Source organism: Bifidobacterium sp. KRGSERBCFTRI (assembly GCF_025908335.1).
The window spans coordinates 226,476-237,838 of sequence record NZ_CP109653.1 but is presented as its reverse complement, the minus strand read 5'-3'; the positions used below and the strand labels follow the sequence as shown (position 1 = coordinate 237,838).

At 60.0% G+C, this 11,363-nt stretch carries 7 protein-coding genes and 1 tRNA gene; 1 reads left to right on the top strand and 7 read right to left on the bottom strand.

Annotation, left to right across the window (positions count from 1 at the left end):
* Positions 1 to 41: 41 nt before the first annotated feature.
* From OGI63_RS00975 to OGI63_RS00945, 7 genes are all read right to left on the bottom strand, one after another.
* Positions 42 to 674 (bottom strand): LytR C-terminal domain-containing protein, encoded by a 633-nt coding sequence (locus tag OGI63_RS00975; protein WP_011743908.1) that lies wholly within the window; start codon positions 672 to 674, stop codon positions 42 to 44.
* Positions 675 to 735: 61 nt separating this feature from the next.
* Positions 736 to 1,662, bottom strand: coding sequence for a 4-(cytidine 5'-diphospho)-2-C-methyl-D-erythritol kinase (locus OGI63_RS00970; RefSeq protein WP_011743907.1), 927 nt, complete (start codon positions 1,660 to 1,662; stop codon positions 736 to 738).
* On the bottom strand, positions 1,659 to 2,570 hold the full coding sequence (rsmA, locus tag OGI63_RS00965) for a 16S rRNA (adenine(1518)-N(6)/adenine(1519)-N(6))-dimethyltransferase RsmA (RefSeq protein ID WP_011743906.1): 912 nt from the start codon (positions 2,568 to 2,570) through the stop codon (positions 1,659 to 1,661). Before rsmA ends, OGI63_RS00970 begins: the two co-directional genes overlap by 4 nt.
* A 51-nt stretch (positions 2,571 to 2,621) precedes the next feature.
* Positions 2,622 to 4,142, bottom strand: coding sequence for a G5 domain-containing protein (locus OGI63_RS00960; protein WP_011743905.1), 1,521 nt, complete (start codon positions 4,140 to 4,142; stop codon positions 2,622 to 2,624).
* Between the two features lie 281 nt (positions 4,143 to 4,423).
* A tRNA-Thr gene (locus OGI63_RS00955) sits at positions 4,424 to 4,497 on the bottom strand.
* Between the two features lie 112 nt (positions 4,498 to 4,609).
* Positions 4,610 to 5,593 (bottom strand): DsbA family protein, encoded by a 984-nt coding sequence (locus OGI63_RS00950; protein ID WP_041777454.1) that lies wholly within the window; start codon positions 5,591 to 5,593, stop codon positions 4,610 to 4,612.
* 56 nt (positions 5,594 to 5,649) lie between these two features.
* Entirely contained in the window at positions 5,650 to 7,704 is a 2,055-nt protein-coding gene (locus tag OGI63_RS00945; protein ID WP_041777453.1) for a serine/threonine-protein kinase, read from the bottom strand.
* A gap of 250 nt (positions 7,705 to 7,954) precedes the next feature.
* On the opposite strand from OGI63_RS00945, the gene OGI63_RS00940 reads away from it, so the two are divergent.
* Positions 7,955 to 10,873: a glycoside hydrolase family 3 protein gene (locus tag OGI63_RS00940; protein ID WP_041777452.1), complete on the top strand. Its 2,919-nt coding sequence runs from the start codon at positions 7,955 to 7,957 to the stop codon at positions 10,871 to 10,873.
* Positions 10,874 to 11,363 lie beyond the last annotated feature (490 nt).

Genomic DNA, 11,363 nt, shown 5'->3' with positions numbered 1-11,363 from the left:
CGCGGGTTTTTCATATTGCCTATATCGATTTCGATTGGCGGTCAGCTTTGCGGATTCACCGCATCATGCTCGGGCGCCTTGGGCAGGTCGGTCATCTTGTCCACCGCGACGCAGCCCTGGATGCCGGTGATCGCCTTGCCTGCGGCGGGAACCTTCTTCGTATCCTGCAGATTGTCGAACGTGGCGCCCACGATGACGTCGATCAGCTGGTCCTGACGGTCGTCCATAACCAGCATGGCATCGGTGAAATTGCTTGCCACGGTGTACGCCTGATTCACGCCGTTCTTGCCGAAGACGATCATCGTGCGATCCACCTTCTTGGTGTAGTTGCCCGGCGTCTGGGGGTTGAACTCGCGGTTCTGCAACGCGTCGCTCACCGCCTTGGCGAAGCCGGAGAACTTCGTGCCGTTGAGCACACGCAGCGTGATGTTGCGATTCTCCACATACTTGGCCTTGTTGCCGTCGGCTTCCTTGATGGGGCACGGTGCCTGCTGGCCGTAGTTCGGCTGTACGGCGGCCGACTTGACGTTGCCCAGGCCTCCGACATGGAAAAAGAACAGCAGGGACACCACCATGGCGACCACCATGACGGCTCCGACGATGCTGAACACCGTCTTCTGACGGCGGCGAATGTACTCTTTGCGCGCGGCGCGCTCGTCGTTAGCCTGGGTCATTTACGAATTCCTTTTGAACAAACCAATTGCCATCAACTTTACTGTCATGCGGTGATATGTGTCATGCGGTGATATGCACAATCGGTCGGGCTGGGGCGTTCGTGGCGATGATGCGATCGACGCAACGGCTGTCCTGCCATGCCCGCTGCACGGCGTCCGCCGCATCCTCCGTCGGCACGAACGCGATGACGGACGGGCCGGAACCGGAGACGAACGCCTGGCTGGCTCCCGCACGCAAGGCTTCCTCGATCGCCTGTCCGCTACGCGGATGCAGGGAGACCGCCGCCTTCTGCAGGTGGTTCTCATCGCCATCGCCGGCACCGATCTGATCGAATGTGGCATACACTTCCGGCGTGCGCAGTTCCGCACGGTATGCGCCGACCAGCAGATGGCCGGTAAACCCACGTTCCGTAAGATCGCGTACGATATCGCCATCGTCATCAAGCTGTTCGATGCGTTCGCCGAAACCGGTGCCGCGCGCGTAACCGCCGGTCAGACAGAACGGCATGTCCGCGCCCAGCGTGGCCGCGACTTCCTGCAGGCGTTCGATCGGCCAATCGAGATCCCACAACGTGTTCAATGCCAGAATCGTCGCCGCCGCATCGGCGGAACCGCCGGCCATGCCCGCGCCGACGGGGATGCGCTTGTCGATGTTCAACGCCACGTCCGGCTCATGGCTGCTCGCTTCGGCCATGGCGAACAATGCCAGCACGGCGTGGTTGCGGCGCATATCGCTGCCGGAAGAGGCCAGGTCGCCCAGATACGCGCCCTCGAGATTCAGCGAGAAGCCGCTTCCCGGCGCTTTGCGCGTGGCGGTGACGGTGTCGTATACGCCGACCGCGCAATAGATGGTGTCGAGTTCATGACGGCCGCCCCATTCGGCATGCGACGGGCCCACATGCAGGGTCAGATTCGTTTTCGCCGGGCAGTCCACGCTCACGGCGTTGATGGTGGCCGTTCCGATGGCGGGCGAATCAATGGTGCTCATGACGCGAACACCTCATCCAACGCGCGTGCCAACGCCACGAATTCGTCGATGGTGAGCGTCTCGCCACGACGGGTCGGGTCGATGCCGGCCTTCTCGAACGCTTCGGACGGCACGATTTTCTTCAATGCGGCGTGCAGGGTCTTGCGGCGCTGCCCGAAAGCCGCGTCGATCAAACGGAACACGGTTTCGCGATCCACCACGGAACCGTCCGCATTGTCCGCGGCGGGGGTGTGACCGCCCGGGTAGCGCTTGAACAGCACCAGCGCGGAATCGACGTTCGGGGCCGGCCAGAACACGTTGCGGCCGATGACGCCCACGCGTTCCGCGGTGCCGTACCATGCGAGCTTCACGCTCGGCGTGCCGTAGATCTTCGAACCGGGCTTCTCGCTCAAACGGTCCGCCACTTCCTTCTGCACCATCACCAGGAAGGTGCCCAGATTGTCGAAACGTTCCAACAGGGTGAGCAGAATCGGCGTGGCCACGTTGTACGGCAGATTGGCCACCAGCGTGAAGGAATCGTCATCCTTGAAATCGGGCAGATTCTCCGGATTGACGGTAAGTGCGTCGCGGTTGACCACACGGAAGCGGTCCACGGCGTCCGGCATGAATTCGGCGATGGTTTTCGGCAGGCGTTCGGCGACCGGCGGGTCGATTTCCACAGCCGTCATCGTGGCGCCGGTTTCCAGAATCGCCAGCGTCAGCGAACCCAGTCCGGGACCGACTTCCAGCACATGGTCGTCGGCGGTCACGCCGGCCTCGCGCACGATGCGACGCACGGTTCCCGGATCAATCACGAAATTCTGCCCGAATTTCTTCGTCGGGCTGATACCCGCGTCGGCGGCGATGCGTCGGATGTCGGCCGCCCCCAGCAAATGGCCCTGCGTATGCTCGTTCACGTTTTCTGTCATTCCCTCATTATCCGTTCATGCCGGTACGAAAATCGTTGGCGATTAGCCGGATCAGTACCATCCGGTCTGTTCGGAGTGCTGCCACGCCGCGGACGGGCTGCCGTACCGCTGTGCGATGTAGCTCAGACCCCAGTCGATCTGCACGGCGGCATCGTCCTTCCAATTCGCGCCGAACGTGGCCATTTGGCTGCCCGGCAACGCTTGTGGAATACCGTATGCGCCCGAATACACGTTTTCCGCGCTCCAGCTCCATCCGGATTCGCGATTCCAGAGTTTGACCAGATCCGTCCAGTTCTGGCCGGTCCAGCCGCGCTGCGCCGCCGCGCCGGAAGCGTAGGCCTGTGCCTGTGCCGCGGAAGGATGGTACAAGCGGCAGCCTGCGGAAGGATTGCTCGGCTGCGGCGTGGGCTGCGGTTTGGGCTGGGGTGCGGGAGTCGGCTGCGGTGCAGGGGTTGGTGTGGGGGTCGGTGCCGGATCGTCCTTCTTGGTGTTGTTGGAATTGTTATTCGAGTTGTTGTTCGAATTGTTCTTATCCGAGGAATCCGACTTGTTCGAATCGGTTTTGTCGGAATCGGACTTGTTCGAATCGGACTTATTGTCGTTTTTATTCGAGTCGTTCTTACCCGAATCGTTCTTGCCGTCGTCCGTCTTGCCGGAATCGCCGTTATCGCCATTGCCGTTGCCGCTGTTGTCGGATTTGTCGGTATCGTCCGTAGTTTTTTCCGGTCCGACCGCAATGACTTTGTCGATGGCGATTTTCGTGGTCTTCTCTTCGGTCAGCGTCTCGCTTTCCTTCACGCCATCCACGTAGGTGACGGCGTACGTCTGCTGGATTTCGCCGTTTTCGCCTTCCTGCCGTATCGTGACTTCGCCCGGCTGCAGGTTCGGGTCGATGATGGTCTGCGTGCCGAACGGCACTTCCTTCGTACGTGTTTCCTCGCCGTGGGTCACGCGGCGGACGCGCAGAATGGTCTTTTTGCCGTCCTTTTCGACGCTGACGCGATCCTCCTTGCCCAACGTGATGCCTTTGGCGTCAAGAATGGAGGCGGCGGGCAGCTTGCCGTTCGGCGCCACCGAGCTTTTGCCGTCCGCGATGACGGTGACGGGCCCCTTCTGGTTGATGATGAGACCGCCGGTGAGCTTGTTGTAGACGTTGCTGATATTGACGGTGATTTTCGCCGCTTCGGTTTCGTTTTGGTTGAAGAAGTCCAGCAACTGCTCGGCGCTGGACGCGACCGTCCAGAACGGCACTTCCTGGCCGTCGATGGTGATGGTGGTCTGGTATGCGCTCTGCACGTTCACCACATCATGGTTCTTCAGCATGCTGGTCGGGCTGGTCGACTCCACCAGGTCGTGCGTTTTGACTTTCACGCCCTGCTCCTGCAGCAGACGGTCCACGCTCATCGCATATGTGGTCACCGTGGTGGTCTCCCCATTGACGGTCAATGCCACGGATTTGCGCGCGCCCACACCAAACGCCAACGCCGAAGTCAAAGTCAATGAGGCCACGCATGCCATGACGCGGACACGACGAAGCGTCACGAATCTCCGAGGGGTCCACCTTCTCGTCATTTATCCTCTTTTCAGCGCTGCCTACAACGCCGTTATTGTAACGGCTCAGCTGGAACGGTTGCCGTGCTTTCCGATGGTTTTATCCATACCGCCACATTTTTGAAAGCAGGTGCGAAAAGCGAAAAATAAAAAGGGGGCAGGAGAGAAGGGGATGTCCTGCCCCCGGTCGGACGAGATAGGTTGGGGGACGTCTCGTCCGCTTTGCCAGAAGTCTCAAGTTGGGGGAAGACTTCTGGAGCACTTACCCATGGTAAGAGGTCCAAGCCCGTCATACGGGTTCGAGCCTCCTGTCGGGATCGAACCGACGACCTGCCGCTTACAAGGCGGCCGCTCTGGCCATCTGAGCTAAGGAGGCATGTCCTCTTTTGCTATGAAAACAACAGAGGAACGATGAATAGCATAACCAGCGCTTCCACCGCCGTCAACTTAGTATTGCGGGTTGAGACGCGCCGGCTGCCCGTAAGGGGTTATTCGCCCGTGGTGACGGAAATCGGCCCCTTCTTGGCTCCGATGGACGGCATCTTGCCGGCAACGCCGACTTCGCTGTCCTTCAGGCCGATCGATTCCAACAGACCGTCCTTAACCGTCGTCTGGGCGGTGGTCAGCTGGTCCATATCCCAATACTTGCCGTTGATGATCACGGTCGGCGTGGTCATGCTGCCCTTGTAGCTGCCGGACTGATGCCACAGTTCGGAACGCTTCGGCGTGTAAGTGTCGATCGCATCAAGCCATTCCTGATAATCGCGGCCAAACGCCTTGTCCGCAACATCCTTGGAAACACCCGCGGCGATCATCTGCTCCTTGATCTTGGCGTCGCTCACCGACTTGTATGCGGAGCCTTCCTCCGGCTGGAAATCCTCGGCGTAGACCTTCTCCAGGAAGGAGATCAGATGGTTCGGGTCGCTGTCATGCTCGGCCAGGTAGATGGCCGCGTTCGCCGCGCGACTGGAATACTCGTCGGTGGACCAACGGTCCATGAACGCCATGAAATGCAGGTCCAGATTGATCTGCCCCGCATCGACCATCTTCTGCAGGTCGGCGTCCAACTGGCGGTGCAGGTTGCCGCAGCCCGGGCACAGGAAATCCATGTAGAGCTCGACGGTCGGCGCGCCCTCCACAGCCTTGCCGTAGCCGTTCTTGGAAATCAGCAGGCCGCCGTTCTTATCGACGAGCTTCGGAGTGTTCTTCACTTTCTGCAACGCCGTGTACGCTTCCTGCACGGTTTCGGTGGAAGCCTTCGTTTCGGCCTTCTTATGCATGTTGTGGTACACGGTGAACGCGCCGATCGCCACCAGAATCACCAGCACCGCCACCACGATGCCGCCGATGATCGTCTGCTGCTTGCGTTCCTTTTCCATCTGCTCGGCGCGCGCCTTCATCGCCGCGGCCTCGGCGGCCCTACGCTCGGCGCGGCTGGTACGCTTCTGCGCATCCTTGCTGTTCTGGGCCATCGATATTCCTTTCGACCTCACGTTGTTATGCTGGGCACCATACTAGCGATGCCTTGCTATCGATTCGCCGGGAATTCCGTATTGCCTTGCGATTGCGTCGGCAGCTCGCTCAAGTGGCGCAGATACGGCTGTTTACGCAGTGCGCCGCCGCCCAATCGCAGTACGATCGCGCCCGGAGCGGCCACGGCCACAAGCCAGCCGATCGCGCAGAACGCAGCCTGCGCCAGCCCGCTTTCGGAAAGCGGACCGCCAAGCAGCGTCGGCATCGGAATCGTCAATCCAAATATCCACATATCCATCACGGCATACGGAAGCTGCAGCACGACCGTGGTGAGCGACAAACCCAGCGCGGCCACGGCCAACATGATCAGCGTCCGCACGATGGCGACGCCGAAGCCCTTCACGATGTGCCAGGGCAGTCCCGCCAATCGCAGCAGCCAGTCGGAACTTTTCTTCTCGCCGCCACGTTTGCCTTCGCGCTCGAGCTGCGCCTCCGTGTTGAATCCGATGGTGGCCAGCGCACAGGCGAACAGCAACGCGGCTGCCATCGCCGTCCACAGTGAGAACAGTCCGCAGACGGCCACGGGAATCGCCATCAGCGCGCAGGGGAGCATGCCCCGGCCCAACATCGCGCCACGCTTCACATCGGCGGGATTGGGTGCTTCCGCAACGTTCGGCCCATCCATACCGGGTACCGGCGGGAATGACATTGCGGGCGATTGCTGCGCCGCGGCCACCGTGGCCTGCGGTATGACGGACGGTGGCTGCCGCATGGCGATGCGTTGCAACGCGGGTTTGATGGTCGGGTCGACTTGCGTCGGCGCTTCCGCTGGATTCCATGCGTTCTGGGCCGGCAGCATTTGTGTTGACGGCATGGATTGCGGCATTACCTGTGTGCCTGTCGGCATCGCCCGCGTGCCTTGCGATTGCGGCATCGTGCGCGTGCTGTCCACGTTGGGAAGTGCGTCGGAAAGCACTCTGGTCTCGGCATCGTCAACAGGTGCGATCACCTGCGTTGCGCTCGCGTCGGATTGGCTGGTCACTTGTTTCCCGATTACTTGAGTTGCGCTCACATCGGGCTGCCCGATCGCCTGCGTTGCTTCGCTGAGCCTTGGCATCGTGCGCGTGCCGATGGCGTTTTCGCCGGTTATATCGTCCTGCAATCGCCACAACGTGCGCGGATTGTCGGGCGATTCAACAAAAGGGGGCATCGCCTCCGTATCGCCATCCGCTGCGCCACCATTGTCGGCCGCAACCCACGCCTGCGGATTCAACGCATCCACGGCGATCGCCTGCAGCAAATCGTCCGGCGTGCACCGCTTCGTCCGATCCGGATTAAGCGCCGAACGGAACGCGGCCATCGTGCCCGCAGGAAGTCCCGCAAGATTGGCGCTGCCTGCCGCCGCACGTTCCAACACGGTCATCATCGGCTTCGTGCCGAACACCGGCTCACCCGTAGCGGCGAACGCCAATACGCTCGCCACCGACCACCAATCGGTCATTTCATCCGATTCCGCGCCATCAATGATTTCCGGCGCGATGAACCCCGGCGTGCCCATCACCAGACCGGTACGCGTCACATGGCTTTCGCCTTCGCCCATAGCGATGCCGAAATCCACCAATACCGGGCCGGTGCTCGACACCATCACATTCGTCGGCTTGATATCGCGGTGCACGATGCCGGACGCATGCACGGCACGCACCGCCTCAATCAGCTTGCGTGCCAGCCGTTCCAAATCGTCGCCCACATATCGGCCATTGACGCGCACATCCTCACGCAGATTCTTGCCTTCGATCAACTCGGTCACAATAAAAGCCAACGCGTCGTCAAGTTCCATATCCACAATGCCGCACACGCCCGGATGCCGCACCTTCTGCAACGCCATCGCCTCCCTGCGCAGGCGCTCGCGTGCGGTCAGTTGGTCGCGCTGCCGCTGCGGGGAATCGTCGTCGGAGAGGGAATCACGCAAAATCTTCATCGCATATTGATGGCCGCCATCGTCCCGCACACGCCATACCGAGCCCATGGCACCCGAACCAAGCCGGGAAATCAACGTGTAGCCGCCAACCAGGCTGCCTGCTTCCAGATTCAATGCGCTTAAGTCGCTCATACTTCCATCGTACTTGGCGTGCAGATTATGCACGCGAATTGACAGGCTGGGGAAACGCCATGTGCCGCACGTTGAAGTCTGATGAAATCGAATCATCGACATGAAGAAGTGTCTTCACTTGCCGCACGCATCTGCAGCCACTTCACCGAAACCATGAGATGCGGGGCAGTGTTGAATGGTTTCGTGGTTCCGATAAAGGCATTGGAGCCAATGTGTCGTTTGGTTATGAGAATCAAGGAGGAGGCAGACCATGCTGCAAATCAACATGGCTGATGTCATGAACGTCATCGGTTCATTGACACCATATCTGATTGCGATCGGCGTGCTATTCGTGCTCGCGCTGATCATCACCTTCGCCGTCAACAAGAAGACGGTCAAGGACGTGGCGACCCGTAAGATCGTCCATTCCGAATCCTGGCTGGTGGCGCTGGTAGGCATCGTCGTGGCCGTGTCCATGATGCTGACCGGCCCGCTTTCCACGCTGCTCAACAATGCGACCATCACCAAGTACACGCTGTCCGACGCCACGGTTTCCAAGGCCAACGAGCTGGCCAAGGATGTGCAGTCGGAGGCCGTCACCCTGCTGAAGAATGACGATTCCAACCTGCCGCTGTCCGGCAAGAAGGTCAACGTGTTCGGCTGGGGCTCCACCAACCCCGTCTACGGCGGCACCGGCTCCGGCTCCATGTCGAAGCAGTACAAGACCGTCTCCCTGCTTGACGGCATGAAGCAGGCTGGCCTGAAGACCAATACGGAGCTGAGCAAGCTGTACACGGACTACCGCAAGGATCGTCCTGAGGTCGGCATGTTCGCTCAGGATTGGACCCTGCCCGAGGTGCCGGCCAAGCAGTACTCCGACAAGCTGGTCTCCGACGCGAAGGATTTCTCGGACGAGGCCGTGGTCGTGCTGACCCGTGTCGGCGGCGAGGGCGCGGACCTGCCGACGGACATGAAGGCGAAGGGTATCACCTACAAGAACAACTCCAAGGATTATGACGACTTCCAGAAGGGTGAGAGCTTCCTTCAGTTGTCGAAGACCGAGCGTGACATGATCGACCTGGTCACCAGCAACTTCAAGAAGGTGACGCTCGTCTACAACGGCGCGAACACGTTCCAGTTCGATTTCCTCAACGACTATCCGCAGATCCAGTCCGTCGTGTGGTGCCCGCCGGCTGGCCAGACCGGTTTCTCCGCCCTTGGTGAGGTGCTTGCCGGTGAGACCAACCCGTCCGGCAAGACCTCCGACACCTTCCTCAAGGATCTGACCAAGTCGGTGTCCTATAACAACTTCGGCAAGTTCGAATACACCAATATGGCAGACAAGGCAGCCAAGTACAAGGGCTTCACGGGTGACGACGTCACTGCCATTCCGGGCTTTGTCAACTACTCCGAAGGCATCTATGTGGGCTACAAGTTCTATGAGACCGCTTCGGACGAAGGCCTGATTAATTATGATGACACCGTCGCGTTCCCGTTCGGCTATGGCCTGTCCTACACCTCGTTCGATCAGAAGCTCGACAGCGTGAAGTACAAGGGTGGCAAGGTGACCGTCACCGCCACCGTGACCAACACCGGCGATAAGGCCGGCAAGGACGTGGTCGAGGCCTACTACAACCCGCCGTACACCGACGGCGGCATCGAGAAGGCGTCCAAGAACCTGGCCGGCTTCGAGAAGACCAAGGAACTGCAGCCGGGCGAGTCCCAGAAGGTCACCGTCAAGTTCGATGACGACGACATGGCGTCCTACGACTACAAGGGCGCGAAGGCGTACGTGCTGGAGAAGGGCGATTATGACATCTCCATCCAGTCCGATTCGCACCACGTGATCGATCACAAGGCGATCACCGTGAAGGACACCGTCACCTACGATTCCGATTCGAACACCCACAATGGCGACAAGACCGTGGCCACGAACCAGTTCGATGATGTGGCGGGCGATGTGACGTACCTGTCCCGCGCCGACCACTTCGCGAACTACAAGGAGGCCACCGCCGCCCCGACCAACTTCAAGATGTCCGACAAGGCCAAGGAAACCTTCTACAACAACTCGAACTACGATCCGAAGAAGTTCGACAAGGATTCCGACAAGATGCCGACCACCGGTGCCAAGAACGGTCTGAAGCTGTCCGATATGTACGGCAAGGACTATGACGACGCCGATTGGGACAAGCTGCTCGACCAGCTCACCTTCGACGATATGGACAACCTCATCGCCAATGGTGGCTATGGCACCCAGGCTCTGAAGTCCGTCGGCAAGATCCAGCTGACCGATGCGGACGGCCCGGCATCGCTGAATAACAACTTCACCGGCGTTGGCTCCATCGGCTTCCCGGCTTCCACGGCATTCGCCTGCACTTGGAACAAGGATCTCGCCAAGCAGTTCGGTGAGATGATCGGCGACATGGCCCACGACATGCACGTGGCTGGCTGGTACGCACCGGCCATGAACATCCACCGCAACGCGTTCTCCGGCCGTACCTTCGAGTACTTCTCCGAGGATTCGCTGCTCTCCGGCGTGATGGCATCCAGCGAGATCTCCGGTGCCAAGTCCAAGGGCGTGTACTCCTTCATGAAGCACTTCGCTCTGAATGACCAGGAGACCAAGCGTACGGAAATGCTGTGCACGTGGACGAACGAGCAGGCCATGCGTGAGATCTATCTGAAGCCGTTCGAGATGAGCGTGAAGGAAGGCGGCGCCCAGGCCGTGATGAGCTCCTTCAACTACATCGGCAACACCTATGCCGGCGCCGACAGCGCGCTGCTGCAGACCGTGCTGCGCGGCGAGTGGGGCTTCAAAGGCTTCGTCCTGACCGACTACTTCGGCGGCTACGGCTACCAGAACGCCGATCAGGAAGTGCGTGCGGGCAACGATTCGATGCTTGCCACCACCAAGATCACCAACCACATCACCGATAAGTCCGCCACTTCCGTGAAGGCCATGCGTCAGGCCGCGCACAACATCCTGTACACGGCCGCCAACAGCTGGCAGTACGCGAATGGCGAGCCGAAGGTCGCCACCCCGATCTGGAAGACCGCCATGTACGTGGCTTGGGGCGTGGTTGCGGTGCTCGTGATCGGTCTGGAGTTCCTGACCATCAAGCGCTACCTGAGCCGCAAGAAGGCCGTCGCCACGATTGAGCCGGCTGCAGAGCCCGCTCAGGCCGAGTGATTGGCTGATAACTGAAAACCAATAATTGAATACCAAGCCGGGAGTCTCCGTGGAACATGGAGCCTCCCGGCTTTTGCATCTCATTGCCTTCGTTCGGATCCGTGTGCTGCTTTTTCTTGGCGCTGTATTTCCTGATATTGCATTGGTGCGGTTGTCAGGCTATGGATCCCATATCGCGTTCATAGCGCAGATGGCTGCATTGTTCGCGTCTTCGCTTCATCCGCATTTGGCTTTGCGATTCCGACACGCCGTGGGTTGTTGTTTTCGCGTTCACCTGGCCGTGGTTTTAGCGTCCTATGATGGTGTCATCAACGGTTTCAGGTCGCGTTTGGCTCGTTTTCGACACGCCGATGGAACGTTGGATTTCCAACGGTTTCACGCTTCGTCATGCCCGTCGGGTTGCGCGTTTGCGGGTTCTCGTGTAAGTTTATCTCTTGCTGCTCAGCACGGCGGCCTGGCTCCTTGAGTTTGGGGCGGTCTGCTGGTGCGG

Excerpts from the sequence above, each read along its gene's own strand:
- OGI63_RS00975 (WP_011743908.1), bottom strand. The coding sequence starts at position 674 with ATGACCCAGGCTAACGACGAGCGCGCCGCGCGCAAAGAGTACATTCGC.
- OGI63_RS00970 (WP_011743907.1), bottom strand. The coding sequence starts at position 1,662 with ATGAGCACCATTGATTCGCCCGCCATCGGAACGGCCACCATCAACGCC.
- rsmA (WP_011743906.1), bottom strand. The coding sequence starts at position 2,570 with ATGACAGAAAACGTGAACGAGCATACGCAGGGCCATTTGCTGGGGGCG.
- OGI63_RS00960 (WP_011743905.1), bottom strand. The coding sequence starts at position 4,142 with ATGACGAGAAGGTGGACCCCTCGGAGATTCGTGACGCTTCGTCGTGTC.
- OGI63_RS00950 (WP_041777454.1), bottom strand. The coding sequence starts at position 5,593 with ATGGCCCAGAACAGCAAGGATGCGCAGAAGCGTACCAGCCGCGCCGAG.
- OGI63_RS00945 (WP_041777453.1), bottom strand. The coding sequence starts at position 7,704 with ATGAGCGACTTAAGCGCATTGAATCTGGAAGCAGGCAGCCTGGTTGGC.
- OGI63_RS00940 (WP_041777452.1), top strand. The coding sequence starts at position 7,955 with ATGCTGCAAATCAACATGGCTGATGTCATGAACGTCATCGGTTCATTG.